Origin of the sequence: Alloprevotella sp. oral taxon 473 str. F0040, assembly GCF_000318095.2 — a bacterium.
GTDB lineage: Bacteria > Bacteroidota > Bacteroidia > Bacteroidales > Bacteroidaceae > Alloprevotella.
In genome coordinates this window covers 299522-325730 of sequence record NZ_KB290716.1, presented here as the reverse complement: position 1 = coordinate 325730, position 26209 = coordinate 299522, and the positions used below count along the sequence as shown (strand labels likewise).

The following is a 26209-nucleotide window of genomic DNA, read 5'->3' as shown; positions in this document are numbered from 1 at the left end:
ATAACTTCCTGACCTCTTTCATTTTCTTGTTGGCTTCTTGTCTTTCGTTGGATTTCATCCTTCGTTTTCTCGCCATGGCATAACTCGAGCAAGCTCGGTTCTGCTCATTTGGCTTAACTAAAACGTTCGTTCTCGCCGTAGCCCGCTACACCAAAGACTAACGACAAACAATATGCTCAACAAACCAATAAAATCTGTTCAGGAGCTAATGACCGATTTGGGTAGGTAAAAATGAAATGGAGCTTTCTTCCAATTGGGAAAGCCCTACAATTAATAGTGGGTCGAAATCGCCCGAAAGTGAGAAAAATTGAGTTAAAAGAATTGAAAAGGCACGTTTTTCTCTGGGATATTGATTTTATAGCCTGATTTTGCTAGGTCTAGATTGCAGTGTTGTAATATCAATCAACAGACGTTTCTGTCGAAACCGAGGATACTGTAAAGTTGATGGTGGGGGCGCAGTAAACCACACGAGGAGGAGGGCGAATGCTCACGCGCGCGTGACGTGCGCGCCTTCCCTGGGAATTTCGATTTTTTGCTTTCACAACCTTCACCGAAGCAGTTTTTTAGACCAATGATTGTGCCTATCAAGGTGAGACTGTTTCTTCGTTATTTTTGCCGTAAAAAGTCGTCCGTTTTGCTGCTTGCCAATATGAAAGAGTAAACAATGTTCCTAATACATGTGTAAAACGCTGTTTAAAAGTGAGTTGTGAAGAATTTTGTGAAGGTTGTGAAAGCAAAAAGTGTAAAACTGCTGTATGTGCGCGCGTGAGGAAGGAATAAAAAGTGTGAGAAAAGGAGGCTGAAAAAGTAGGGAACGTGGAGGTGACAAAATAGTAGGGAGAAGTGTGCGGAACTTCTCCGAGAAGGATACAAAAAAGTCGGAGATTTGTGGTGAAATCTCCGACATAATCTTGAAAAACTCCGAGTGATTTACGCGCTTCTTCTCATTTCTTTTGCGAGAGTTTGGTTTTGCGCTCGCGCCACCATAGGCGGATGCGCTGTATGCCCTCTTTGCCGATGATGGCAAGAGCGGTGTATTGCAGGGTTTTGGCAAGACCGAAAAAGATGAACCAGAGTACTCCCTTGGTGGACAATGAGAGAGGGAGCAGGATGGGAGCGAAAGCCAACAGATAGCTCAAGGCGCAACCAGCGAGCACCCAAAGGCCAGTGCGAAAGGAGAGGCGCGAGAGGCGGAGCTGGAGTTGCTGGAAGAATAGTCGGGTTTTAGAGGTCTTCGGCATAGAACTTGCAGTAGAAAGGAGAATATAGCGATGGAAAACGAAGCAGAGATTCCGCTTGATTCCTTCTCTTGCAAAGATACATCTTTTCGGATGAACCACCAAATGGGGTGGCTCACCGTCCTAGTTTCCCTTTATTTCATGCCACAACCTCGTACTTCCTCGGGTGTGCTTGAGCGCACTCGACTACGTCCTCCACATTCTTATGCAGTTATCATGCACAATGATGATCAAACCACCATGGACTTCGTGGTGGAAGTGCTGATGCAAATTTTTCGGTTGAACTATCAGCAGAGCATGAAAGTGATGCTCAAAGTGCACAAGGAGGGGCAGTGTCAGGTGGCGAAATATCGCTCGCTCGATATGGCGCAGACTAAGGTGCGCCGCGCGATGCAGGCGGCAGAACAAGAGGGTTTTCCCTTAGCCTTTTCCATAGAACCCATCGTCGAAGATTAGTCTAGCACTCGCTTTATCTTCCTGTTTATAATCTCTCCCCCTCTATATCCTTTTTCACGATTTATGCCTAGAAAGAAAAAAACACAGCTTACCCTAGAATCGGTCATTTCGGATGCGCATGCCTATGCTATGGAGCGGCACTATGAGTGCATCACTCCAGAAATGTTTGTGTATCATGTGCTGGACAACTGGTGCAAGATTGATCAAGACTTCTACTACGAAGATGTGATGGGCGAACTCCTCTATTACATCAACGAGACGATGGAGGAATTGCCTGAAGCTCCAGATGAAGAGTCGATAGAACTCTCTTATCAGTTGGGCGAGTGTTTCATCCGTGCACAAGAAATGCAGAAGAAGTTGGAGGCGAAAGATCTCACTGCAACCCATGTGCTGTGCGAAATCTTGTGCACTGATGAGTGCTGGGCTAACTTTTTCTTGCGTGAGCATTTAGAGGATCTTCATGGTTTTTTGGCAGATCTCAACGTGCTCTGCGGAGAAACTCCCTATAATGATGAGGAGATAGATCGCTATCATCAGTTTGTGCAAGCACGAGAGGGAATTCTTGACTTTGCTCAAGAGTTAGGGAAGCATTTCAATGAAATGGCAGAACAAGTGAGTGGTGAGATGGGAGACCACCAGTCGGGAGAGGGGGCAAAGAAAAAAGGAGAAGATTGGCGACAATGGGTGACATGCGTGAATGAGCATTTGGAAAATCGAAATCCGCTCATCGGTCGTGAGGACGAATTGGAGCGCACGATTCGTGTGCTCTGTCGTCGCGATAAGAACAATCCCCTCCACGTGGGTGACCCTGGGGTGGGCAAGACGGCTCTAATCTATGGACTGGCAGAAAAAATCAAGGCTGGCGAGGTGCCCGAACGCTTGAAGGATGCTCAGATATTCTCACTCGATGTGAGTACACTCTTGGCAGGTACGCAATATCGCGGTGATTTTGAGAAACGCTGGAAGTTGATTATGGAGGGATTGCTCACTGTTCCCAATGCGATTGTGTACATTGACGAGATACACACGATCGTAGGGGCTGGGCGCACGAGCGATGGGGCGATGGATGCTGCCAATATGCTCAAACCTTTCCTCGAAGAAGGGCGCATCCGCTTTGTGGGGGCTACCACGCACGAAGAGTTTAACCGCCACATTGCAGGACATGGGGCGTTGGTGCGCCGTTTTCAAACGATAGAAGTGCCCGAACCCTCGATAGACGAGGCGGTGCGCATCCTCGAAGGTTTGCAGTCGCGCTACGAATCTTTCCACAACGTCACGTTTGCTCCCGATGCAGTGCGCCATGCTGTGCATCGGGCAGCCCGATTCATCAATGATCGTCGCCTTCCCGACAAAGCGATTGATCTCATCGACGAGGCTGCGGCCTATCGAGAGGTGCATCCTGCCGAGAATCAGGTGGTGAGTAAGGCACTCATTGACCAAGTGCTGGCTGGCATCTGCAAAGTGGAGAGCTTGCGTGATGTGGAAACGAGCGAAGTGGCAGATTTGCAGTCGCTCGAACCAGCGATGAAGCGACAAATTTTTGGTCAAGATGAGGCGATAGCTGCGGTGACTGAAGCGGTGCTTTTGTCACGCGCTGGACTCACTGACGAGCATAAACCCGTGGCTTCGCTCTTATTTGTGGGACCTACTGGTGTGGGAAAGACGGAAGTGGCGAAGGTGCTGGCAGAAGAAATGGGTGTGGAACTGTTGCGCTTCGACATGAGCGAATATGCGGAGAAGCACACGGTGGCACGACTCATCGGTGCTCCTGCGGGATATGTGGGATATGAAGATGGTGGACTGCTAACGGATGCAGTGCGCCGTACGCCACACTGTGTGCTGCTCTTGGACGAAATCGAGAAAGCGCACCCCGATATTTTCAACCTCCTCTTGCAGGTGATGGACAATGCTTCGCTCACTGACACCCGCGGACGACAAGCGGATTTCCGCCATGCGGTGGTGGTGATGACTTCTAACGCTGGGGCACAGCACGCTCACCAAGCGGCAGTGGGATTTGGGGGTGGCGTTTCGGCTGGGCAGGCGATGCTTGCGCAGGTGAAACGCACCTTTAAGCCCGAATTTCTCAATCGTCTTTCGGCTACGGTGGTGTTTAACGCGATGAACACGGAGATGGCGCACTTGATTCTCCGCAAGAAGGTAGATGCGCTGCGTGGAAAACTCTTGGCACGCCGTGTGGAATTGGTGCTTTCTCCAGAAGCTGAATCTCATCTGCTCAATCTCGGTTATACACCTGAATATGGTGCGCGCGAAATTGAACGTATCGTGGCGCGCGAACTCAAACCGCTGCTCACTCGCTCGTTGCTCTTTGGCGATTTGAAGCATGGGGGGGAGGCAAAGGTGGATGTAGCAGCTGAAAAATTGGTGCTTTCCACCACGCCTTTGGTACTTCCAGCTGAACCATCGGAGAGTGCTCCAGAAAAGGCGGTTTTGTCTGCATCGAAAGAGGAGAAAACCCCTGGGAAGAAGGCTGCTCGCAGCACCACTCGCAAGACGACAAAGAAAACGACTAAGAAGTCTGACGAATAATTCACGCACTCATGATATACTATCTAGACAAGAATCACGTAGAATTTCCCGATCCACATGATGCCGATGATGATGGACTTTTGGCGATCGGGGGAGACATTACGCATGATTGGCTGATGACTGGTTATGGTTTGGGCATTTTTCAGTGGTATGCTTATGAAGATAAGGAAGAGCCTTACTGGTGGTGTCCGCCTGAACGCTTTGTGATTTTTCCAGATGAACTGCACATTTCGCACTCCATGCGGCAGTTGTTGCGGAGTGGTAAGTATCGGGTCACTTTTGACCAAGACTTTGAGCGCGTGATGCGCGGATGTGGTGAAGTTAATGGGCGCAGCCGTGAACAAGGTCGTTGGTTGGGCGAACATCTCATCGGAGTATATGTAGATTTACACCGCAGAGGGATTGCTCACAGTGTCGAAGTGTGGCAGGGCGATGACTTCGTGGGCGGCTTGTATGGCGTGGAGATTGGTCGCACTTTCTGCGGAGAAAGCATGTGTTCGTTTGCTCCGAATGCTTCAAAAGTGGCGTTGTCTGCTCTGGCAGATCGCTTGAAAGAGCGTGACAATTGGTTGATCGATTGCCAATTACATACGAATCACCTCCAATCACTAGGAGGTAAGTTCTTACCCTACGATGAGTTTATGACTTACGTGAGAGGATAAAAAGGCTATCGCCTGCAACGACTCAGGATTTGCTGAGCTGTTGCAGGCGATATTGTCTTGGAGTCATGTTGAAGCTCCGATGGAAAGCATTGTAAAAGGATTGTCGCGAGGAAAACCCGCAGTGCAGTCCGATTTCTTCGACGGTGTAATCGGAGAACTTGGGATCCACTAATCGTTGTGCTACCTCGTTGCTGCGAATCTTTCCAATGAGCTGGTGAAAGTTTAAGCCAGCTTGGGTGGAGATGGCAGCACTGATGGCGCGGTGGTCGCAACCAATCTGCTTAGCAATGTCGCGAGCCGACACTTTCGGATTGCGCGACATACGTTTGAGTTGGAGTAACCGCAAGACATCTATGTAGATTTGTGCCATGCGTTCCGCGTTGAAGTTGGAAGTGTAGGGCTTGGGCATCCTTAGACTATGACATTGTGGTTAGACGTAGAGGAGTTGTTGCTAGCTGCTGAGCATCGTGAGTAGCCTCGACTTCGTAAGATAAGCAGAGAGTTTTGTAGCTTCGCAGCATTAGCCACTCATTTCTTATAATAGGATTTCTGAGAATTTCAGTAGTGACTCAGAGATACTGAGCAGTATATAAGAGAAAGCAGCGCACTAAATGGCTATCTCTCCCGAACCGATGCAGATGCGGCCATCGCGAGAATAGACCACTCCAAACTGACCAGGGGCGATGCCTTGGATGGGGTCGTCACCATCGATGTGGAAGCCTCCTTCTTCAGTACGTGTCAAGACACCTGTGCGCCAGCGATCGGTGTGGCGCACTTTGAAAGTCACGTCTATGCTGCCTGAAGATGGCCAAGGATCGCCTGTGAGGAAGTGAAATCCTGCGATGTTGAAGGAGCGACCATATTGGAGCAAGTTGTCGTAACCGTGGGAAACATAGAGAATGTTCTGCTCTAAATCCTTTTTCACCACAAACCAAGGGCCACCACCGAGTCCTAGACCTTTGCGCTGACCGATGGTGTGAAACCAATATCCGCGGTGTTCTCCCACTTTCTTGCCCGTTTCTAGTTCGATGACATCACCCACTCGTTCTCCGAGGAAGCGGCGCACGAAATCGTTGTAGTTGATTTTGCCCAAAAAGCAGATGCCTTGTGAGTCTTTGCGGCGTGCAGGTGCGAGTTTATTGTCGAGTGCAATTTGGCGCACTTGTTCTTTGCGGAGATGTCCGAGGGGAAGCATGATTTTTCCCACTTGGTGTGCATCGAGTTGTGCCAAAAAGTCCGTCTGATCCTTGATGGGGTCGGGAGCTGTGCCCAACCATGAGGCACTGCTCGACAAGTCGATGCTCTCTCCCGAACGAGGATCTGCGAAGACTTCATCGTCGCGCACCACACGAGCATAGTGTCCTGTGCAGATGCGGTCGTAGGCATGTCCGATTTTCTCCTCAAAAGCTCCAAACTTGATGAGGCGATTGCACATCACATCGGGATTGGGAGTCAGTCCTTGTTTCACATGATCCATGGTGTAAGACACCACACGTTCCCAGTATTCCTTTTGTAAATCAATCACTTCAAGGGGAAGACCATAGCGGCGTGCAATGGCTTGGCAGAGTTCGATGTCCTCCTCTGCGGTGCAGGTGAGATCTTCGTCATCGTCCATGCCGATTTTGATGTAAAACAAGTCGGGGCGAAGTCCGCGCTCCACCAAAAGGTGGGTGGCGACGGCACTATCTACACCGCCCGAGAGCAAAAGAGCTATATTCATTGATTGGAAAAGTCTTGTCGTTGTTGAGAGAAATTCTCGTGAAACTCTCGTGAATTTCTGTGATTTCTCACCTTAAAGTCGTGCTATGTGTAACACATCTCCGTGATATTTCACCTTAAAGTCGTGCTATGTATAACACTCCTCGGTGATATTTCACCTTAAAGTCTTGGTGCGCATCGCACTATTCCGTGATTTCACGCACGCGTTCGGCACATTTCTCCATGAGCCATTTGGGAGTAGACGTTGCCCCACAGATGCCCACGCTTTGAGCACCGTCAAACCACGCAGCATCCAACATCGTTGGGTCGTCCACTAGATGAGTGTGCTCGTTGATCTTGTGGCAGGCCTCATAGAGCACACGTCCGTTGCTGCTTTTGAGACCGCAAACAAAGAGCACCACATCGTGTTTGCGCGCAAAATCTTGTACTGCTGGCAGACGATTAGAAACACTGCGGCAGATGGTGTCGAAGCATTTGAATTCGGCTGGAGCTTTGATGTGTTCGGTGAGGTAATTGATCAACGTCTGAAAACCCTCCAGAGGTTTGGTAGTTTGGGAAAACAGATACGTGTTGCGCGTGAGATCCACCTTATCCACCTCACTGATGTCGGCAATCACGATGGCTTCGCTGTTGGTTTGTCCCACGAGTCCGAGAACTTCCGCGTGTCCGTGCTTGCCATAAATCACAATTTGGGGATCATTGCCCATTTCGTGATACACCCGTCGGATGCGCTTTTGGAGATTCAAGACCACGGGGCAAGTGGCATCAACAAGCGTGATGTTATTGCGGCGCGCTGTTTCGTAAGTCGAGGGAGGTTCGCCGTGTGCACGGAGCAACACTCTCACATCGTGAAGTTTTTCAAAGGTGGCATGGTCAATCATCACCAGTCCACGTTCGCGCAGGCGTTCACATTCGCGGCTATTGTGCACGATGTCGCCAAGGCAGTAAAGAATATCGCGTTCGGTGAGTTCGTCTTCCGCTTTTTTGATAGCACTTGTCACCCCAAAGCAGAAGCCCGAACCAGTGTCGATTTCGATATGAAGCATAGTTGTTATAGTCTAGTAGTTGTGTAGTTTAGAGGCAAAATCATGGCGCAAGCCACGAGAAAGAGCCTTGAAGCTCATGATGCACTATTGCGACTTGCTAAACAAGGTAGAAATCACAGCTTCCCACCTAATCAAAGTGCGAAGGATAGCGTTCCCATGATGCTCGAAGCCGCAACGTGCTGCTTGCTCCATGCCAAATCAATTTTCACTCGTGAGAAAGTCAGTCCGGCACCGAGGGAGAAACCAGCCCCATGTGCGCCACCGAGCGTAGAAAGCTCATAGGCGCGGCGGAAGTTGTAGCCCGCAGATAGGGTGATTAAGTCACTGGGCATCCAGTCCACGCCCAACACCAAGTGATTAGTGAGAAGGCGAGCCGTGCTCAGTGGCTTCTCGTCTGCTTGGATATAGTCCGATTTGCTCCAGCGTGTCAAATCCGTGAGGGTAGCATGAAATCGTAGAGGCACGTGGAGTAATTCTTTCGACACACCCAATTGGAGATTGTGACGTACAAATTCGTTGCGTCCATTGAAACTCTTGAATTGAGCACCAGCGTTGCGCAACACCATTGAGAGAGAAAGCCCCTCATTTTCATTATAGTAGTTTAAGCCTACGTCCACTGCCAAAGCAGCCGCCGAAAACTCACCCAAACTCTCGTGCACCACTTTCAGGTTGGCACCACCTGCCCAGTTATCGCTCAGCACATAGCCGTAGCCTATGCCGGCAATGATGTCCTTAGCAGAGAAAGTACCCATTTCGGTGCCTTGTTCGTCGCGTGCAGTCATCTCACCATAACCTCGATATTGCGCAAAAGCCGCAGCTGTGTGTCGGTCGCCAAAAGCACGCACATACTGTGCACCACTCCATGTGCCCAGTTCGCCGAGTGACATGAAGGAGAGTCCCAAACGATTGGGAGTGACGTTGGTGAGTAGGGCAGGGTTGTGCTGCACGAGTGCAGGGTCATCGTCGTTCATCGTGATGTTTTCTCCTCCCACTGCCAGTGCATGTGCTGAGGTTGGCAATTGCAAAACCCGATAGGCCGAATTGCTTTCTTGAGCTTGCAGACTGAGCACAAGGACAGAAAAGAGCGCGAGAATTAGACTTTCTTTCATTTCAACGATAAAATATAGGGACAAAGGTAGTACTTATTTTCCTTTTTGGGCGTACTTTTGCTTCGAAAAACGATGCGAGTTGCGCAATGAAGGGCTATATGCTGAATGCCCCTTGCAGAATAATCGTTCATCGTCCTATTCCGTGGTAAAACTATCGCTGCGGATTTTGTACTAATACCGATTCTAGCCATCGCAAAAGGTATTCATAACAAACTAACGTGAGGAATACAGAATTATTTTCCCGACAATGGTGCGAAGTGGTCTTTGAAGGCCGCAACAAAGCATACGGTGCCTATGTCATCCGCAAGGAGACAGGGCGTCGTTATCGTCGTGTCATGTATGTATTTCTTTCTATCTTGATGGTAGTACTCGCTTTTGGAGCATCTCTAGGCTATGTGGCCTACAATAAAGTGCAAGAAATGGCGACTGAAATCCAAGAAGAGGTGAAACAGCTCCGTCCTTTGGAGGCGCGCGATGGGTTCGAGCGCAAACGAGTGTCGGCAGGTCGTGCGGTGTCGCGTGTCATCACCACTCCTGGAGGTAAAACTGGAGCTCCTGTCATCGTAGATGAAGCTGTGACTTCCTCGCCCATAGGCATAGATGGCCCTGACGATAGCAAGATCACGCCTAACGATGATTTGACCGATCAGGATGTGCACCATAATGCTGGACAAACGGATTTGCCAGTTGAGGGGCCACAACTCACCGCCACGCAGGTGGTGGAAGAGATGCCCCAATTCCCTGGTGGACTTATCGCCTTAGCCAAATATCTCGACGACCATATCGTGTTTTCTGGTGGTGCGCAACGCCGCGGAGTGCGTGGAATCATAGAAGTCTCCTTTGTGGTGCAGCGCGACGGCAGCATCTCCGATGTGAGAATCACCAAGCACCTCGACGATCCCTTGGAGCACCAAATCATTTCGGTGATTCAAAATATGCCCAAATGGAAGCCCGGCCGCCGTGGGGGCGTGCCCTCACCCGTGATGGTCACTGTGCCCGTGTGGTTCAACAAGTGAGTTCACTTGATGTGAATTTCTTCTTTGTTCATAGGTTCGCTGTTTTTTGAATGAGAATCCCTATCTTTTTCAGAAGCATTTGTGGCTTTCCTCTTTCCCTGCAACAACTCAATTCAACACTCGCCTACTTTCACCATCGGAAGTAAGCGAGTGTTGTTTTATCATCTGCGGAGATTGTGAAAATGTATCCGACATACTTCGGGAAAACTCCGAGATAATACCAGAAATCTCCGACATTCTTTAGAATATCTCCGAGAGTTTAGAAAGTATATCCCACGATTGTGAGCTAGACTTCCTAGCCACTTGCAAACCCTTTCTTTCTACCTTGTTCGCCAACTACGTCCCTCGCTTAGTAGCAGCATGTACCACTTTGCTCTGTCGCTCTCCAATTCTCCTTTAAGTTTTCTGTTTTTTTGTCTCCCTCGCGCGCGCGTACAGCAATTTCTCACTTTTTGCTTTCACAACCTTCACAGAATTCATTGCAATTTGCTTATATCTAGTGATTTATCGGTGTATTAGGAACGGTGTTTACTTCTCGTCCTCTAAATCTATACAAAAAGGTGCATTTTCCACAGAAAATGCACCTCTAGTTTTTTTATTCTTATTCTTACCTTGGGAAGGGCAAAGGTGAAGGTTGTGAAAGCAAAAAAACGAAATTCCCAGGGAAGGCGCGCCTGTCACGCGCGCGTGAGCAAACTGCCCATGCCAGCAACTCTGATTTCCAGTTGCAAACATCTAGAGTAGCCCGTAAAAGAAGTGTTGAGAAATGCAACCTTCACCTTTCAAATACGTATTGTAGAACTCGTTTCTCTTAGAAAATAGCTTGTTTTAGAATTTTTAAGTGCGATTTTTCACTCTTTAGGGCAATTTCCTCCCATATCTTTATAGGGGCATGGGTCATGGGGCGTGAGCATCGAGGCATTTCAAACTGCATCATGCCACATCACGCAAAGAGGGAGCAGAATGTGGCACGAGTTGGAGGAGAGCATCACGGTTTAAAACAGGGATATGAGTTTAAGGGAAAGGTAAGCGTTCCCAGATGCAGCGAGGGAGGGCAGACCACAAGGTGATGAGCACACGATAGCGCCAGTCGATGACGATGCGGCGGCGACGAAGGAGAATGCCTTTGACAATGTGGTGAGCAGTTTTCTCAGGAGAAATCACCATGGGGTAGTTGCGTTGGGCTATGAAATCGGTGCGCACGAAGCCTGGCAAGATGTCAGTGATGGCGATGTCGTGATGACCCTGGTGGGAGATTTGCGACAAAGCTTCGAGATACTGGCTCTGCATGCGCTTTGTTGCGCTATAAGCAGGAGAGATGCCCAAACCTCGAGTGCCAGCTACCGAAGTGATAGCCGCCAGATGCCCCCTTTGTCCGCGACTCGTCCAGTAGCGGAAAGCGGCTGTGACCATGCGCATGAAGCCAGAACCGTTGGTTTGCACGATGTCGAGCTCGATGCCCGGATCCAGTTCCTTGTTTTCGTGTCCTACTCCCGAACTATGGAGATACACGTCCATACCACCGAGGTCTTCTGCCAGTTGGAGAAGCTGGCTAGAGGCTTCTGGAGCATTGATGTCGATGGTGGCACACACCACCTGCGCTGGATATTCAGCTTGTAGAGCAAGTAAGGGAGCTGAGCGGCGAGCTGCCACACCAACACGATGACCTAGACGGAGAAATTCGCGAGCCGTGGCCATGCCGATGCCCGAAGAAGCTCCTACGATGATGATGTTCATGATTGGAGTTTGGGGTTGTTATGATGACGATCGTGGTCGCGTTTGGTTTTCTTCTCAAGATTTTTCTGAAAGGCTTCTGTGAGATTCACCCCAGTCTGATTGGCGAGGCAGAGGAGCACCCACAGCACATCGGCCATTTCATCGGCTGGATCTTGATTTTCTCCAGCTTTGAAAGATTGGTCACCATAGCGGCGCGACATCACACGCGCCAGTTCTCCCACTTCTTCGGTGAGAACTGCCATATTGGTGAGTTCGGAAAAATAGCGAACACCATAGGTGCGTATCCATTCGTCCACTTGATTTTGAGCTTCTTGGAGAGTCATATATTGAGTTTTTGGGGTTAAAGAGGAAACGAGGAACACTCGGCGTAGAGGTTCCTCGTTGGTGAGTTGAGTTCACGCACTGGTGCACTTATTCCTCATATTCATATTCGTTGTCGTCGGGCTGTTGCTTAGGTTGTACCTTGCGATTGGTTTGCCCTTGCGGCAATTCGTCTTCGTAGATTTGCTTAGGCACATCATCAGATTCAAACTCGAGAGGGAGTTCGGGCTTAATCTTGAGTGGAGCAAAGTGTTCGTTGTAGAACTTGCGATAGTCTTCAAACGAAATGACGGTGCCGAGTAAACGGAGATTGCTTGCACTGATGAGTTCGGTGCGCGCCATGCGGAAGAGGCCGCGCAGTTTGGTTTGCGCATAGAGTTGTTGCGCATAGTGGTGCACATCGGCAAAAGAGCGGAAGCCCTGCACACGAAATTGAGTCAATCCGTTGCCACGTTCTTGGGCAATGTCTAGATTGCGCGAAGTGAAATGTTCGATGTTGAATTGCGCCAATGCAAAGAGCACCTTGTTGTTGTCGAGCGAATCGGTGGGATAGGCCACGAGGAAAACGAAGGGCACGTTGCGGTCGTCGGAGAGCTGCGTGCTCTCACCAGCTGCCGCAGCTTCCACCTTGGCATCGTTGAGTCGGCGATTCCACAAATCGGTGGGACGGAAGGCTTGCCCGATGGTGCGACCCTCTTGCAGTCCGCGAGCTATCATACCTGCCAGTTCTGCTACGTCAGATTTGGGGTAGTCTTTGGCCAAGTCGGTGAGCTCGCGTTGGAGTGTGTCGCGCGGTGCCTCTTGCAAGCGCGCCAAACTATGGAGTAAGATAAACTTGGGGCGGTTGGCACCCGTGGGAAATTGCTGTGTCGAGCGATCGAATAGACGTGATACTTCGGCTTTATTGCCTGCTAGATAAGCAGCATAGGCAGCCGTGTAGAGTGAGTCTTCGTGCTCGCGACCATAGCGAAGGTTGTTTTCAAAATCTGGATCGGAGATGACGCGTGTCATCGGGAAGTTGGGGAAAGACTGCGCCAGAATGTTCTTCAATCTTTCGGCTTCTGCGCGTTGTTGAGTGCGCTGCGCCATGAGGAAGAGGTGGTAGTAGGCTTCGGGCTCACGATCGTGCTTTGGGGCTTCGCGCACAAATCGCTGGAGGGTGCGGCGAGCCAGACCGAAATCTTCGAGTTCGTCTTTCTCTATCAAACCAGCTTCGAAGAGGGCATCGTGAATTTTGCTGCGAGCTTCCTGTTGGGCTTCAGCCGTTAGGGGAAGTTGCGCTAGATAATAAGCACGCTGCGTGGGGTCTTGCTCCTTTTTGTCGGCTTTTCCTGCGCTTGCAGTAGAATCGGCAGGAGCGGCAGACGTGCCCTCTGCCAGTTGCTGAGCATAGTCGCGGATTTGCGTATCGATGTCCCGCTGTGCCACGCCAGCTAAGGTGAGGCTATCGCGGCGATGACGGAGGAGGCTGTTGATACTGTCGTCGGCTGCGTAGTCAAAACCTTTTTGGTCGTTGTCAGCAACGACAGTGTGATTGGCACGTCGCCAGTCGTCCTCGTTCTTTCTCCGTCCCCATTGTCGAGCGAAGGCTTGCTTACCTTGTTGCACGGCTTGGGTGTTGTAGAAATACCAGCCACCGCCACTGCTGCTGGGACGGGTAGAGGGGAGCGATGGACGTTGAGGCAGGTCTATGCCTTCATTTTCTTGGGCAGCGCGGAGGGCACTGTCTGCTTTTGCCTTCTTGGCTTCGGCAAGCTCCTTTTTGTATTGGGTGATTTTGGCATCAATCACCGCATTGCGTTGCGCTTCGGGAAGAGATGCCAGATGGAGCAGAGAGTCTTGCTCAAAAATGATAGTGGTAGATGGGACAAGTTGGTCGAGAATCGCAGAACGGCGGAGGATTTCGTTGTAAGATGGCTGCGTTTTGTCGAGCAGACCGATGGCTTCTGTGTAGCACGATTGGGCTTTGTCGAAGCGTTGTTGTTGCCAGTAGATGTCGGCTAGAGTGTTCAACAATACGCCCTTGGCAGGAGTGGACTGTGTGGCGCGAAATCTTCCCGTTTCATAAGATTTTATGGCAGCGGTAGTGTCGCGCTGAGCCATATAGATATTGCCTTGTGCGTAGTAGATTTGGTCGAGATAGTCGGCATTGTTGGGATCTTTCGTCATGCGGTCTAGACGGCGCAGCATGGATGCCACATTTTGTCGCGTGGTGAGGGCTTCGGTCTGCAAGATGCGCGCTTGGAAGGCTAGAGCATAGGGGGGATTTTGCGCAAGACAGCGGTTGAGGGCATTGTAAGCATCTGTTTTACGTCCCAATTGCATATTGACTTGTGCCAAAAGATAATACCATCGCGCTTGGTCGAAATTGTGAGAAGCCTGACGAGCGGCACGGCCTAGATAGGGCAAGGCTTCGGCATACTGCTGCTGGGCGATGTGGAAATCTGCCATGGTCAAATCGCGCTCGCGCTGCAATCGCTTGGGAAGTTCCATCTTGGCCACTTGGCGGAGGGCATCTTCTGCATCGTACATCCAGTTGAGGCGCACTTGCGAACGCACCAACCATAAGCGAGCTTCGGCTACTACAAGCGGTTCGGGGGCATAGAAGCGGGTGATGTAGGCAAAAGTGGAGGCGGCACCAAGGAAGTCGCCTTGTTGAAACTGGGACTTCCCCATGAGCAACCACGCATTTTTCAAAAAGGGGTTGAACTCCTTGCGCGAGAGATAGGCTTTGAGCTGGGGAGAAGCGTTGCGACCGGGAGCGATTTGTGGGCGTTTTTTGATGCTGTGTAGTTGAATGGCTTTCTCACACTTGGTCACTGCCGTTTCAAAGTTGCCTTTGCCGAGGTTTTGTTGTTGAGGGTACGCCACCCCAAAGAGCGGCAACATCTGCGTGTAGTCGTCTTTGAGTCCACTGCGTTGGGCAGCTTCTCCTTCGCGGTAGGCTGTGGCGGCATTGTAATACACGTTGTAGCGGGTGACAAAGGCTTGCCACCATCGTGTCGTTGCAGTGTTGCGGCTGGTGCTGCAAGCAGTGACGACAAATAACAGGAGAAGGAGATAGAAAAGTCGCTTCAACGTGGAAAAATATAGAAATTTAGATGAGATTAGAGAGCAAGATTAAACCCAACCAGAGAATAGAAGATGACAAAAAATGATTCTTTCAATAACAAGTAGTACTATTACGGTCTAATAGCCCTTTTGGATAAAACTACGCTATGAAGAAAAACGCTGAAATAGGGCTTTTATTGCACGTACCACGAAGTAAAGCACTACGCTCACTACGATGATGGCTGCTCCCGAAGGGACGTTGAGAACATAGGAGAGGGAGAGACCGCCTAGACAGTCTGCAAATCCTACAACCATAGACCATAAAATCATGCCTCGGAAGGTGCGCGTGAACACGGCTGCTGTAAGTTGAGGAATGGACAGCAGGGAGATGACCATGACGATGCCTACCATGCGCAAACACCCGACAATGGTTAGGGCGGTGAGAGCTGTGAGTATGGTTTCTAAAGTGCGGACGGGTAAACCTTGTGTGCGTGCAAAATCGCGATCGTAGGCGAGGGTGATGATGCTGCGCTCAAAGAGGAAGAAGAAAAGTAGGGTGCCTGCGGTGAGAAGTCCCATGGCGAGGAGGTCGCTATGGGAGATACTGAGGATGTCGCCAAAGAGATAGGTGGGGAGGTCGGTCATAAAACCAGGGGCAAGATAGGCAAACAGGATGCCGATGCTCATGCCGAGTGTCCATATCATGGCGATGGCACTGTCGCCGCGCACTTCGCGTTTGCGACTCAACCAGTCGATGCCGAGACCACTGGCGAGGGCAAAGCAGGCTGCACCGAAGATGGGGGAGAATCCCCAATATGCGCCCATCCCCACACCACCCAGTGAGGCGTGCGCCATGCCGCCACCGGCAATGACTAAGCGGCGAGTCACCACATAGGTGCCGATGCAGGCGCAGAGCACGCTAGAGAGCAGCGCACCGAGTAGGGCATTTTGGAAAAAGGTGTAGCTAAAGATTGATAGCATGATGGAATAATAGGGTAGAAGAAGCGAGATGCTTATGCCACTCTCGTAGTGAGGCTGGAAGAAGAGTTTTTCTTTCTAAACAGCAAAGGAAGGGAGAGTTTGAGATTACTTACAAGCTGGTGAGAGGCTAGCGCGGTGATTTACGAAGCGTGCGAGAGTTCGCGCTGTTCTCCCACAAGGAGGATGACATCGTCTTTGAGTTCAATGGGAAGATTGACTTCACGCAATTGCAATGAGCGCACCCAACCAGCCACCTCTTCTGTCTTGAGGGTGGTGAGGACGTCTGCAAACTCCTCGATTTCGGCATCGTTATAGTCTTCTCCCGAGCGTCCTTTGAAGCGGTCGAGTTCTTCGTCTTCGTAATATTCAATACCCTTGCTTACTCCTGCCAAGAGGCTTTCCGATTCACAGGTTTCGTGGAGTCCGCAACAGCCTGCTGCAGCATTCTCTTGTATGGCGGGTATCTCAGCAAGTTCGCCTTTCTTCACTTTTTGTCTGAGCCACCATTGTCGGATGGCTTCAGCCACAGCAGCAATGATGCCAAGGGAGATTAAAAGTAGGATGAGATATAGCACGATGATAGGTTTTTGAATTTGATATTTAGTGTAATTCGGAGAGATGTTCCCAATAATGGGGATAGGATTTTGCCACTACTTCTGGATGCTCAATGGAGAGCTGTGGAAAAAGCAACGCTGCTGGAGCGAAGGCTAGTGCCATGCGGTGATCGTCGTAGGTGGCTATCGTGATGGGTTGTGTAGGAGAACTGTCGTTTTGAGCCGTATATCGAAGTTCTCCTTCCCCGATTGCTTCGATGTGCTTGCCCAATTTCTGCAGTTCTGCTATGAGGGCTACGATGCGATCAGTCTCTTTGATGCGTAAACTCTCCAAACCTTTGAAATGGAAGGGGCGTGAGAGCAGAGCGCAAGTGACCACAAAAGTTTGAGCGAGGTCGGGAGCTGCCGTGAAATCTAGCAAGAGGGGAGTGGCATCCTTGCAGGAAGAATGATTAGTTTGCGATGAATGGCAAATGGCTTGCGATGAGTTACTAGTTGCTTGCGATAATCTACAATCTATTTTCGATAAACACTCGTTGCTTTCGGAGAAGTTATCATCAGTTTGCAAAGAATGTGTGTTGCCTTTCGATAAGCTACTATCATTCTTGCTTTGAGCTTGCGGAGAGATGGATGATTTTTCCAAAATAGCTCCTTCTGCGGTGAAAGTTGTCGTCACTCCGAGTGCTTCAAACCATCTTGCGCAGACGGAGTCGCCTTGTTCACTGGTTTCTCTCAGTCCTCGTAGTAAGACTCTCGCAGCTTTGTCAGGATGTAGTGCAACAATTTCGTACCAGTAAGAAGCTGCGCTCCAATCGCTTTCAATGGCGTAGGACGCTGCTTGTTCTGTTTCCTCAGTAGTTCCGCAGCGTGGGGAGAGCGTGCGAACGTATCGCTGACCACTTTCTATGCTGATGAGATTGTTTTCCCACTTTGCTTCCACGCCAAAGGCTTTCATCACCTGTATCGTCATGCGAATGTAGGGAGCTGAAGCCACTTTTCCCACCAACTCTAGGTGCAGTCCGTCGCGCATCGTGGGGGCGATCATTAGGAGCGCACTTACATATTGCGAACTGATATTAGAAGGGAGGGCTATCTTTCCACCTTTGAGTTGTTTACCTCGGATGCGCAAAGGAGGATACCCCTCCTTTTCCACATAGCTTATGTCAGCTCCTGCCGCCTGAAGTGCAGTGACGAGCGCGCCGATGGGACGTTCCTTCATGCGCTGACTACCCGTAATCAGCACATCGAGCTGAGGGGTGGCTGCAAATAGCGCGGTGAGGAAGCGCATCGCAGTGCCGGCTGCACCAACGTCCACGCGAAGTGGAGTATCCTCCGAGTTGCGGAGTGCTTCCAAGCCTTGGAGGATGGCTTGCGTGTCGTCGCAGTCTGACAAACCTTCGAGGTGGACGGGTTGTTCGCAGAGATGATTGATCACCAAAGCGCGCGCGCAGAGACTCTTGCTCGTGGGAAGAGCAAGACTTGCATTGAGTTTCAATGGAAATCTAGGAACAACTCTCATCGCGAAGGCAGAAAGGAGAGATTAAGCAGTAGGTTGCTTCTTGGATTTGTGGGAAGCCACCTTATAAATAAGGTAGATGAGCACCAAAATCACCACTCCACCAATGATATACCCGATGATGTGGCTGTATTGATTAGCCTTTTCCATCACCTGTTCGGGCGTGGTGACAGTGGGGAAGAGGGTAGGGATGAGATAAAAACCCAAGAAAGCGAGTACAATGTTCCAAGCTCCAGCGCCAAGTGTGGTGTAAATCATAAACTTACCCAGGTGCATGCGTGACAAACCAGCAGGAATGCTGATGAGTTGTCTAACCCCTGGCACTAGACGTCCGATGAGCGTGGAGATAACACCATGATGACGGAAGAAACGCTCCGACTTTTCCACACTCTCTCGGTCTATGAGGAGTAACTTCGCCCAACGTGTGTCTGCTAGCGAGTAGATGACAGGGCGACCTAGGTAGTAAGCCAAACCATAATTGATGAGTGCGCCTGCATCAGCTCCTAAGGTTGCAACGATGACCACCAAGAAGATGTTGAGTGCTCCATTGTTTGCCATCCAAGCGGCTGGAGGAATGACGGCTTCCGATGGGAAGGGGATGAAAGAACTTTCGATGGTCATGCCCAAAAAGATGACCCAATAGTTGAGGTGATTGAGCACCCACGCGATGATTTCGCCCATATTGTGTATATACCTATTTATATCTTGTTTTGAAAATCTTTATTTTCGGTTGTCACAGTCTGAATAATCGAAGAGAAAGTCGTTGAGTTTATTCGACGCTTTCTCTTCTTTTTTTCACGCTCAAATTCTGGTTCTAGCCTACGGAAAGGTTGTAGAGCAATGTGTCAGAAGTTGTTAGCATTACCACCCAGCAGCTTTCCATCCAGCAGCGGTGTACCACTCCGTTTTGCGGAATTCCTCATTGAAGTCACCATGAGGGCAGGCACGATACCAGCTAGGAGGGTTGCTCACAGCATGCTCTGTGTAAGTCTCTTGTGGCACAAACATGGAGATACCACAGAAGTTGGCTTCGTCCACTGCTATTACATCAGCAGCGTATTGTCCTTGATAAAGCACAGTCAAGCCTGTCATAAATCGAGGTGTGGTGAATTTGTACACTGTCGCTGCATCTAGTGCTCGCTTTACACGTTGCCAACTTTCTGTAGGCAGTGCACGACGAAGCGCATCGTTCATATCGTAGTAGTGAGGACGCCAAAACTTTCGTGCAGAGTAGCGAGCATACGTTTGTGTCTCCGTCATGTTGGGGAAGTTCTTCGAACCATCCGCTTTCAAGGCTGGGAGATGTTGAGGCAATTCCGCTGCCATTGCCTCTGCCACCGCCTGCAGTTTGTCGGAGCGTACGATGGCAAACACCAAACCGAAGTTATCTGTATAGGGTTCACTGCCTTTGCCAAGGTAATAGTTGGCATAAGTGATACCCAAATCTTTGATTTCTTCGGAGAAATATCCCCAGTGGAGCATATCGGTATAGAAACCACCGATTGCAGAAATCTCAATGGGAGAAGCTGCGATATAGTCAGCTGAGTGTCGCAAAGCGTAGAAACTTTGGATGTCGCTCATCAAGCAACAGTCCATATGGATGAAGCGTAGGGGGATATTTGCAGCTGCGATGGCTTTGCCCAAATCATCAATGTTGATTTCATCAGGATGCGCGCCTAAGACTGCGACGTCAGCATTCCAGTTTCCGTTCTTACCCACGTCCATGCCATAGCTCTTCGCAGAAAAAGCTGGTTTTTTGCGAGAAGTGGAGTTCTCTTTGCTTGTGGTAGAGGCTGGAGCGTTGTCAGCAGTTGTAGTGCTTTCAGGCTGCCATAAATCATTGCGCGTGAGCAACGAAGCATTTGGTACCGATGAAGCCGCACGACTTGCCAAATCCTCTGCTGCGCCAGCTGTTATGTTGTGGGTTGTCGCCACATTATTCTTCTCTTCCGCCACAGATTTAGGACTGGGTATCCACCCCGTGGCGTGACTCCAGAGTACCAAACCATAACTTTCGGAAGTGAAATCCGTGCGCATCGTAGTGAGCAATTCGGTGAGCGTTTTGGGATCGGCAGAGTTCACGTCCTCTTTCCATTCTTTTACTAATCGAGGAGCAGACAAACCCTTGCGCAGCTCGTAGAGACGCGGTGGTTTATTGTCGTCGAGAAACATCAGCACGCGCTCTCCAGCGTGAAGATATCGCATACCGTTTGCCATTTCTGCACTGTCTTGTCGTGCAAATCCCGAAGCACCTAAAGTGTTTTGCGCAGCCATATACACCATCACGGTGCGTTTGAAAGTGCTGCCTGGTGGATATGATGGTGTTTCTGGCTCATCTCCACAAGAGAATACCCCAAGGAGTATTGCCACAATGGGGAAGAACCGGAAAATAATTTGTTTAGTCATATTTTGTTTAGTTTGTTTCTGTTGGAGTTGAAGACTCAAATTCCACCACTACATCCTCATATCCCATAGCGAGGAAGAGTTTTTGGAATTGAGCTTCCGCATTTCTGCGCGCTATACTCAGATTTTCTGCAGTAATAGCGCGTTTTTTCATTTTATCCTTTGCCTCTGTGCGCATTGCATCGCGCTCCTCGGGGCGGAAGACACCTTGTTCAAAGAAAACTGTCGTGCGACTCTCGTCCAGGAAATCTTCGTCTAATAAAGATGGTTGTGGGAGGGGTAAAATCGCATTGCGCCCTTGCATTTCCACCCAGTCCGTAGGAAGTTTGCGCATATCGACACCAATGCGAAGCGTACCGCGGTAGATGCACACCAAATCGCGCTCGCTCATCAGTCCCGAATAGTGACGTTCCACCAGTTCTTCCGATTCTACAGAGAGAAACTCCCACTGACCGATGGCTTGTAGGCGCACGATTTCTTCGGGAGATTGCTCGATGGGCTTCTCCACAGCATCGTTCGAGTTGGTGAGTGTGCGATAAGCCACCATCGCTCCATAGCCAATCAAGGCGACTAGGAGAACGAAGAAGGTGATGCGCCAGTGACGCACCATCGCTTTAAGACACCACCACAAGATGCTCCAGCATCCGCGTTTCGATTTTCCATCGGGAGGCAGTGGAGGAGAGGGAGGAGTGGCAGTGACTACCGCAGGGGAGGCAATTTTAGCTGGGATGTTCTCTCCTTCTTCCGCATTCTTGTCTGCCACTTCCGAGGGTTGAGCGGTCTGTTCCGCCTTTTCCGTTGTTTCCGCTTGAGGGTCCGAGAACGTACTTTGCAGTTCTTCGGGATTTGTGGTCAAATTCTCGTTCATGAGCGGTCACTATTGAGCGGTTTAACAATCTTCTTCCAATCAGATTCGTTGAAATCTTTGCGGAAACGCACTACTACATTGTTTTCTGCATATCCCAGTCGGGTGGCGATAGGCACCAGTGTGTGTGCTGCCGAGGTGCGTGCCAATTCCACAATTCCAAAACTCGCAGCGTGGCGACGGATGCTGTCCACCCCTTGGCGAGCGAGTCGGGTCACTTCATCACTGGAAAAGTTGGAACGCGTGAGCGACACATATTGACGGGCTTTCTTGTGGTCTATCTTTGAGGCGGTGAGCATCACCTTCGGATCAGGCAGCGTAATCACCAGCAAATCTCCTTCGCGCGACACGTTGTCGACTGTGAAATCTGCAAAATCAATGTAGCCCTTGAGGGTCACATCTATGGGAATGGCTACTTTGCGGTAACCCACTTTGTTGAATTTGACCAAACCGCCATCTATCTGACTCTTATCGGTGAAGAGCACCACCTTATGCACCATGCAGTCGGCAGCATAGAGCCTGCTTTGTTGTTGCACTCTTGCCACGAGCGTAGCGAGCGTGTCGATGGGAGTCTCCTTTTGTGCCGTCTTTGAGGAGTCAGCAGGGGAGTCGGAGGGAGCACTTGCAGAGTGGCAAGCCATCATGAGGGCAAGCAGTCCCAATATGAATAATTTCTTCATGCGTGTATTATACCTATGAAGAGCAAAAATAACGAATTATTTTCGTTCTGCCTTGTCATCTTGGATTTATTTACTATCTTCGCTGTTAAATCAAACATGAGTTGACGACTATGCAACACAAATATTCTGTGATAGCTCTCTTCGCACTCCTCCTCACAGTGGCAGCCTGCGGTGGGAAAAACGACAAAAAAAACAACGGTTCGTCAGTCGATACAGGTCAGATTGCCTTAGCGCAAGAGCAAGGTCCAGGACATGACGACAACCAGACCATTCCCACCGATGCGGAGTGGAGTGGACACAAATATCACATCCTTGTGGAGCGCATTCCTGGCGATTCACTTGCACAGGTGAAAGACAGATTTGGAGATCCTTTCCTGGACAACCAAGTCACCATCACCATCACTCGCGATGGAGAAGCCCTTGCCAAGCGAGTCTTCACCAAAGCTCTCTTTGCCGGACAACCTGAAGTAGCATCTTCTAAGAACTTGATACTTGGTGGCATCGCCTTTAGTAGTGTCGATGAGCGCGGTTTTCACTTCGGTGCGCAACTCAATCTCCCTGGTGATGACGAAGGCGGTTTGATCTACAAACTCACACTTCCCCTCAGTGCTCAAGGCAACCCATCCATCGAGCGCGACACCAACCAAGACACTTCGGCTTCTGACGAAGTTTCCGACTAGTCTTTGCCCACTTCTAAGGTGTTTTGAGTTGGAAAAGCCCCAAAACGTAGGAAAATAGCGTTGAAAGCGAAAAAAAGCCCGAAAAGATTTGGAGGTTTCGCAGAAAGTCCGTACTTTTGCATCGCCTTTCAGATGAAAGGGCAACATGGTGACCGTAGTTCAGTTGGTTAGAGCGTCAGATTGTGGTTCTGAATGTCGTGGGTTCGAATCCCATCGGTCACCCAAGGAAATCCCTTGCAACATTCCGTTGCGAGGGATTTTTTGTTTGGTACTGGTTGTATCTTTAGTATTGTTTAAAGTAATACGTGAGCATTATTCTGTACTTTATAATAATGAGCCTTAGGCGTTATCCTTATTTCCTGCTTTTGTGTGTGAAATATAAGTTTTTTTAGTTTGCTTAGGTCTATTCTTGGCTCTTTTGGTATATTTGCAGTAGGAATGCAAAAAGAGCATCCCATGTGTTATCGCATGTTTTCTTTATCTGATTTCGATTATTTATGAATAGTGATTTACTTATTTACCAACCTGAAATAGAGTTGGAATATTCGGAGGCTGATTTGAACGACATTAAAACGATGTTGTCAGCAGAAGAAGAGCAAGCTTTACGAGAAATTCTAGAGTTAGAAAAAGAAGCTCAAGGACAAAAAGACTTGTTCAGAGAAGTGCTTGAGAGTGCTAAGAAGAGTGCTTTAGACTATTTAGAAGGCATGACGGGCATAGCAGTCGAGAATGAGAACTTGCGCAATCCACAAGATGTCTCAAAGTGGGATAAAACTGATATAGATATATCACACCCTTCTGCAGACCCTAATGTTTCAAAAGAGTCTAGAAAGATGTCTGATGCTCGCACCACGCCTTTTGATAAGAATGTAAACCAACACACACAGGGAATGTCTGATTGTGGAAAGGAGACCTTAGAGCGTGATCTCATGGCTTATGAGCAACGCACTAAGAGTATTACTGCACTATCAAAAGATGGGAATACAATAGACTATAAGACGAACAAACAAGCCAATCTAGAGTCTCTTGCTGGTTTGAGAAGCTATAAAGTAGGTCCTGTAGTTCCTATGTATAGTGTAAGCGAGATGGAGGAAAAATTTCGTGCACAATGTCCAGATAAACTCGACAGAACTAAAACCGCTTCTTTTGTGCGTAAGACAAATTTCGATAGATTTGATGCAGAGCTGATGTCGCGCTATGGTTTCAAAAGTAAAGCTGAAGCTCAAAAGTGGCGCAAGGACCATAATCTAACCATTCATGAAGGACCTGATGGTATGATGCTTGTACCTCGTGATGTGCATGATGGTGCGCGTCATAAAGGTTATTGTTCAGAGATGACAAGCTACCTACATGGTGATTCCACAAAAGCTCAGCTGAATAAATTTATTTCAGAAGAGAAAATTGCATATATAAAGCATGAAGCGAAGATTCGTGCAAAGCGTGCTGCAAAATCAACATTGGTTTCAGTTGGTAAGAGTGTACTAGTAGGTTTGCTCAAAGATGTTGTTGGTACAATTGTCTCAGAGATGTACAAAGAATTCTCGTCTGATAGTGACGATAAATTCTTTGTTCGTGTTAAGAGAGCGTTTAAGCAGTCGTGGCAAATCATAAAAGATAAAGTAAAACAGACATTGAAATCAGCGTGGGAAAGTTTCAAGAGCAATGTAATAGCAGAAATTTTCACAGCGTTGAATGATTTTGTCTTCAATACATTCAAGAATACGCTTCGCATTATCCGAAAAATGTGGGGTTCCATTAAGTCTGCATTTAAGATTATCTTTAAATCTGACAAATCTGTGTCTTTTGGTGAGCGTCTCTATGAAGCTACAAAAGTACTTACTGCAGGTGTTGTCGCTCTTTTAGGTTTCGGTCTCAATGAACTTATAGATAAAGGGCTCACGAGCCTAGGTATTCCATTCTCTTCTTATATTGCAGAATGTTTTGCGGGGCTGTTTGCTGGTATTACTTCTGGTTTGGTTCTGCTTTTGTTTGATAGGTTCAAAACTCAATTTTTCAGTCCAAGCGTATCTACTCGTATAATTCAGCAACAATCTAAGCTGATTCATATTCAGTCTGCAAAGATTACCCTCTCTTCGCTTGAGGTAAATATGAAAATGAAAGCTACCTATGAGCAGGTTGCTGTTGAGTTTGGAACAATGAAAATAGCTCATGAAAGTTTCGTGCAGAAACAAAGTGAAGTCAATGTTGTTAATAAGAAAGTCAAAAGAGCTCTAGTTCAGCAAGATGATTTCATTGCTAATCTTGAGAAACTAAAGAATGATTCTGTAAATGATGAAGATTTCTAATTATGGATAAAGGTACATTGCAAGAAAGAAATTATCCTCTCTTGAATCAGTCTGAAGACTTGTCTGTTTCTCAGATAGAGAATAGATTAAGCACAGTGATTCAGTCTGTTAAAAATGGCGAGGACGAACTAGCGAAAAAACTAGAAAAACTCAAAGATACATCATCTATTGAAATACGTCGTAACTGGTATCTTACTATCGATAAAAGTAGTATCGAGGAAGGATTTAAAACAACGTATAAGGATCTATCAGAGGGTTTTAAAGTTTGTGGCGAAGCTCTTATTGGTGTTAATGATCATATAAGCAAAATCCTTGAATTCATTGTCATGATTGTCAAGATAGAGTCTGATATTTATGGTAAGTTCGATGATTTAGAAACGAATGATGTTGAAATACGATACTTTTTTGATAACCTAATCCAGAAAAGTGGTATTAAAGATAAGCATTTTGTGGAGATGCTAGAAGGCTTAAAGAATCGTACTTATACTCTTCGAGATCGTCTGAGAATGCTGCAAGGTAAGATTAACGCTCGTGTTGATGATATTGTAGAAAAGATTCAAGCAAGAATTGACAGCCTTGAGAATGAACAAAATCGTTTTTTTATAGAAGGAAAGAAGGAACTTCTTAAAGAAACAGAGAAGCTCAAAGCTGAACTTGTTCAAGAGTTTGAGGAGAAGAGCAAAGAGATTAGTCGTTGTCTTCAAGAAAATCAACGGAAAGGGGAAGAACTACGCGAGGAAATGCGTCGAAATATCAATCATGCAAAGGACGAATTAAGCAGTTCAACTCAAAAGTGTGAGCAGATATTGGCGCAAGCCATTGCAAAAGAACAGCAAATTGTTTCTGATTATGATTCAAAATGCAAGTGTTTACAAGATAGCATTACAACGCATGAGAATAGATTGGATGAAAAGTCAAATCATGTGTCTCAAAGTCTTACGTCGATTGCTAAAAATAATGAGTGTGAGTTTGCTAAGTCCAAGAATAAACTTCTTGAAATAAGCGCAGAGGCAAGGGAAAATCTTGAAAGCGTAGTTTCTGATGCTACTGAAGATTTTAGCAAACAACTTAATGCTCAACAAGAACGATTTGATAGTTTGATTGAATTACAAAAGAAGACAGCGCGTAGAACTTTGATTTATGTGACTTCTATTGCTGTGGTTTTGTCAACTTGTATATCTGTTGTTTTGTGCTTAACTTTATAATGCGATAGTATTAATACGCATATTTCGTCTAGTTTTATTTTGAGAATGCTCTAATAACGTGGGAGAATCTCGAAAAAACGTCGGACTTTTTTTGAAAAACGTTGGAGATTTTTTGAA

The 26209-nt window shown here is 48.2% G+C and carries 22 protein-coding genes and 1 tRNA gene; 8 read left to right on the top strand and 15 right to left on the bottom strand.

Annotation, left to right across the window (positions count from 1 at the left end; all coding sequences use genetic code 11):
* Positions 1-944: 944 nt before the first annotated feature.
* Positions 945-1241, bottom strand: a complete 297-nt coding sequence (locus tag HMPREF9999_RS05445; RefSeq protein WP_009437471.1) for a hypothetical protein — start codon at positions 1239-1241, stop codon at positions 945-947.
* Between the two features lie 30 nt (positions 1242-1271).
* Here HMPREF9999_RS05445 and HMPREF9999_RS05440 point away from each other — a divergent pair, with 30 nt between their 5' ends.
* The 3 genes from HMPREF9999_RS05440 to aat all read left to right on the top strand — a co-directional run bounded on the left by HMPREF9999_RS05440 (position 1272) and on the right by aat (position 4903).
* Positions 1272-1694 carry an ATP-dependent Clp protease adaptor ClpS gene (locus tag HMPREF9999_RS05440; RefSeq protein WP_009437470.1) on the top strand — a complete coding sequence of 141 codons (423 nt, stop codon included), beginning with the start codon at positions 1272-1274 and terminating at the stop codon, positions 1692-1694.
* Positions 1695-1757: 63 nt separating this feature from the next.
* On the top strand, positions 1758-4241 hold the full coding sequence (locus HMPREF9999_RS05435) for an AAA family ATPase (protein WP_009437469.1): 2484 nt from the start codon (positions 1758-1760) through the stop codon (positions 4239-4241).
* An 11-nt stretch (positions 4242-4252) separates the two neighbouring features.
* Positions 4253-4903 (top strand): leucyl/phenylalanyl-tRNA--protein transferase, encoded by a 651-nt coding sequence (gene aat, locus HMPREF9999_RS05430; protein ID WP_009437468.1) that lies wholly within the window; start codon positions 4253-4255, stop codon positions 4901-4903.
* A 22-nt stretch (positions 4904-4925) separates the two neighbouring features.
* Here the strand turns inward: aat and HMPREF9999_RS05425 are convergent, their stop codons facing one another.
* The 4 genes from HMPREF9999_RS05425 to porQ form a co-directional block, all read right to left on the bottom strand.
* Positions 4926-5312, bottom strand: coding sequence for a helix-turn-helix domain-containing protein (locus HMPREF9999_RS05425; RefSeq protein WP_009437467.1), 387 nt, complete (start codon positions 5310-5312; stop codon positions 4926-4928).
* Between the two features lie 198 nt (positions 5313-5510).
* A complete protein-coding gene (gene mnmA, locus HMPREF9999_RS05420; protein ID WP_009437466.1) occupies positions 5511-6623 on the bottom strand; it encodes a tRNA 2-thiouridine(34) synthase MnmA in 1113 nt (370 codons plus the stop codon).
* A gap of 181 nt (positions 6624-6804) precedes the next feature.
* Positions 6805-7668 carry a 4-hydroxy-3-methylbut-2-enyl diphosphate reductase gene (locus HMPREF9999_RS05415; protein WP_009437465.1) on the bottom strand — a complete coding sequence of 288 codons (864 nt, stop codon included), beginning with the start codon at positions 7666-7668 and terminating at the stop codon, positions 6805-6807.
* A 131-nt stretch (positions 7669-7799) separates the two neighbouring features.
* On the bottom strand, positions 7800-8777 hold the full coding sequence (porQ, locus tag HMPREF9999_RS05410; protein WP_009437463.1) for a type IX secretion system protein PorQ: 978 nt from the start codon (positions 8775-8777) through the stop codon (positions 7800-7802).
* Positions 8778-8995: 218 nt separating this feature from the next.
* Here porQ and HMPREF9999_RS09950 point away from each other — a divergent pair, with 218 nt between their 5' ends.
* On the top strand, positions 8996-9793 hold the full coding sequence (locus HMPREF9999_RS09950; protein WP_157049618.1) for an energy transducer TonB: 798 nt from the start codon (positions 8996-8998) through the stop codon (positions 9791-9793).
* Between the two features lie 1014 nt (positions 9794-10807).
* On the opposite strand, the gene HMPREF9999_RS05395 is transcribed toward HMPREF9999_RS09950, so the two are convergent.
* The 10 genes from HMPREF9999_RS05395 to HMPREF9999_RS05350 all read right to left on the bottom strand — a co-directional run bounded on the left by HMPREF9999_RS05395 (position 10808) and on the right by HMPREF9999_RS05350 (position 21901).
* The gene (locus tag HMPREF9999_RS05395; RefSeq protein ID WP_009437457.1) at positions 10808-11530 is read right to left on the bottom strand and encodes an SDR family NAD(P)-dependent oxidoreductase; all 723 of its coding nucleotides are present in this window, start codon (positions 11528-11530) and stop codon (positions 10808-10810) included.
* Complete coding sequence (locus tag HMPREF9999_RS05390) at positions 11527-11853, bottom strand: nucleotide pyrophosphohydrolase (RefSeq protein ID WP_009437456.1); 327 nt, start codon at positions 11851-11853, stop codon at positions 11527-11529. Before HMPREF9999_RS05390 ends, HMPREF9999_RS05395 begins: the two co-directional genes overlap by 4 nt.
* A gap of 88 nt (positions 11854-11941) precedes the next feature.
* Positions 11942-14929 (bottom strand): tetratricopeptide repeat protein, encoded by a 2988-nt coding sequence (locus HMPREF9999_RS05385; RefSeq protein ID WP_052316484.1) that lies wholly within the window; start codon positions 14927-14929, stop codon positions 11942-11944.
* A gap of 138 nt (positions 14930-15067) precedes the next feature.
* Positions 15068-15883, bottom strand: a complete 816-nt coding sequence (locus tag HMPREF9999_RS05380) for a metal ABC transporter permease (protein ID WP_009437454.1) — start codon at positions 15881-15883, stop codon at positions 15068-15070.
* A 140-nt stretch (positions 15884-16023) separates the two neighbouring features.
* Positions 16024-16458 carry a hypothetical protein gene (locus HMPREF9999_RS05375; RefSeq protein WP_009437453.1) on the bottom strand — a complete coding sequence of 145 codons (435 nt, stop codon included), beginning with the start codon at positions 16456-16458 and terminating at the stop codon, positions 16024-16026.
* 25 nt (positions 16459-16483) lie between these two features.
* Positions 16484-17956 carry a 3-phosphoshikimate 1-carboxyvinyltransferase gene (locus tag HMPREF9999_RS05370; protein WP_009437452.1) on the bottom strand — a complete coding sequence of 491 codons (1473 nt, stop codon included), beginning with the start codon at positions 17954-17956 and terminating at the stop codon, positions 16484-16486.
* A 21-nt stretch (positions 17957-17977) separates the two neighbouring features.
* Entirely contained in the window at positions 17978-18643 is a 666-nt protein-coding gene (locus HMPREF9999_RS05365) for a DedA family protein (RefSeq protein WP_198144626.1), read from the bottom strand.
* Between the two features lie 171 nt (positions 18644-18814).
* Positions 18815-20359 (bottom strand): clostripain-related cysteine peptidase, encoded by a 1545-nt coding sequence (locus HMPREF9999_RS05360; RefSeq protein ID WP_009437450.1) that lies wholly within the window; start codon positions 20357-20359, stop codon positions 18815-18817.
* Between the two features lie 7 nt (positions 20360-20366).
* Positions 20367-21224 (bottom strand): DUF4230 domain-containing protein, encoded by an 858-nt coding sequence (locus HMPREF9999_RS05355; RefSeq protein WP_009437449.1) that lies wholly within the window; start codon positions 21222-21224, stop codon positions 20367-20369.
* On the bottom strand, positions 21221-21901 hold the full coding sequence (locus tag HMPREF9999_RS05350) for a DUF4230 domain-containing protein (RefSeq protein WP_009437448.1): 681 nt from the start codon (positions 21899-21901) through the stop codon (positions 21221-21223). Before HMPREF9999_RS05350 ends, HMPREF9999_RS05355 begins: the two co-directional genes overlap by 4 nt.
* Positions 21902-22011: 110 nt before the next feature.
* Here HMPREF9999_RS05350 and HMPREF9999_RS05345 point away from each other — a divergent pair, with 110 nt between their 5' ends.
* The 4 genes from HMPREF9999_RS05345 (at position 22012) to HMPREF9999_RS05330 (ending at position 26092) form a co-directional block, all read left to right on the top strand.
* The gene (locus HMPREF9999_RS05345; RefSeq protein ID WP_009437447.1) at positions 22012-22581 is read left to right on the top strand and encodes a DUF4738 domain-containing protein; all 570 of its coding nucleotides are present in this window, start codon (positions 22012-22014) and stop codon (positions 22579-22581) included.
* Positions 22582-22729: 148 nt separating this feature from the next.
* Positions 22730-22803, top strand: a tRNA-His gene (locus tag HMPREF9999_RS05340).
* Between the two features lie 275 nt (positions 22804-23078).
* Positions 23079-24887: a hypothetical protein gene (locus tag HMPREF9999_RS05335; protein ID WP_009437444.1), complete on the top strand. Its 1809-nt coding sequence runs from the start codon at positions 23079-23081 to the stop codon at positions 24885-24887.
* Positions 24888-24889: 2 nt separating this feature from the next.
* Positions 24890-26092 (top strand): hypothetical protein, encoded by a 1203-nt coding sequence (locus HMPREF9999_RS05330; protein ID WP_009437443.1) that lies wholly within the window; start codon positions 24890-24892, stop codon positions 26090-26092.
* Positions 26093-26209: the final 117 nt, after the last annotated feature.

Coding starts and splice junctions, on each gene's coding strand:
- HMPREF9999_RS05445 (WP_009437471.1), bottom strand. CDS start 1,241: ATGCCGAAGACCTCTAAAACCCGACTATTCTTCCAGCAACTCCAGCTC.
- HMPREF9999_RS05440 (WP_009437470.1), top strand. CDS start 1,272: ATGGAAAACGAAGCAGAGATTCCGCTTGATTCCTTCTCTTGCAAAGAT.
- HMPREF9999_RS05435 (WP_009437469.1), top strand. CDS start 1,758: ATGCCTAGAAAGAAAAAAACACAGCTTACCCTAGAATCGGTCATTTCG.
- aat (WP_009437468.1), top strand. CDS start 4,253: ATGATATACTATCTAGACAAGAATCACGTAGAATTTCCCGATCCACAT.
- HMPREF9999_RS05425 (WP_009437467.1), bottom strand. CDS start 5,312: ATGCCCAAGCCCTACACTTCCAACTTCAACGCGGAACGCATGGCACAA.
- mnmA (WP_009437466.1), bottom strand. CDS start 6,623: ATGAATATAGCTCTTTTGCTCTCGGGCGGTGTAGATAGTGCCGTCGCC.
- HMPREF9999_RS05415 (WP_009437465.1), bottom strand. CDS start 7,668: ATGCTTCATATCGAAATCGACACTGGTTCGGGCTTCTGCTTTGGGGTG.
- porQ (WP_009437463.1), bottom strand. CDS start 8,777: ATGAAAGAAAGTCTAATTCTCGCGCTCTTTTCTGTCCTTGTGCTCAGT.
- HMPREF9999_RS05395 (WP_009437457.1), bottom strand. CDS start 11,530: ATGAACATCATCATCGTAGGAGCTTCTTCGGGCATCGGCATGGCCACG.
- HMPREF9999_RS05390 (WP_009437456.1), bottom strand. CDS start 11,853: ATGACTCTCCAAGAAGCTCAAAATCAAGTGGACGAATGGATACGCACC.
- HMPREF9999_RS05380 (WP_009437454.1), bottom strand. CDS start 15,883: ATGCTATCAATCTTTAGCTACACCTTTTTCCAAAATGCCCTACTCGGT.
- HMPREF9999_RS05370 (WP_009437452.1), bottom strand. CDS start 17,956: ATGAGAGTTGTTCCTAGATTTCCATTGAAACTCAATGCAAGTCTTGCT.
- HMPREF9999_RS05360 (WP_009437450.1), bottom strand. CDS start 20,359: ATGACTAAACAAATTATTTTCCGGTTCTTCCCCATTGTGGCAATACTC.
- HMPREF9999_RS05355 (WP_009437449.1), bottom strand. CDS start 21,224: ATGAACGAGAATTTGACCACAAATCCCGAAGAACTGCAAAGTACGTTC.
- HMPREF9999_RS05350 (WP_009437448.1), bottom strand. CDS start 21,901: ATGAAGAAATTATTCATATTGGGACTGCTTGCCCTCATGATGGCTTGC.
- HMPREF9999_RS05345 (WP_009437447.1), top strand. CDS start 22,012: ATGCAACACAAATATTCTGTGATAGCTCTCTTCGCACTCCTCCTCACA.
- HMPREF9999_RS05335 (WP_009437444.1), top strand. CDS start 23,079: ATGAATAGTGATTTACTTATTTACCAACCTGAAATAGAGTTGGAATAT.
- HMPREF9999_RS05330 (WP_009437443.1), top strand. CDS start 24,890: ATGGATAAAGGTACATTGCAAGAAAGAAATTATCCTCTCTTGAATCAG.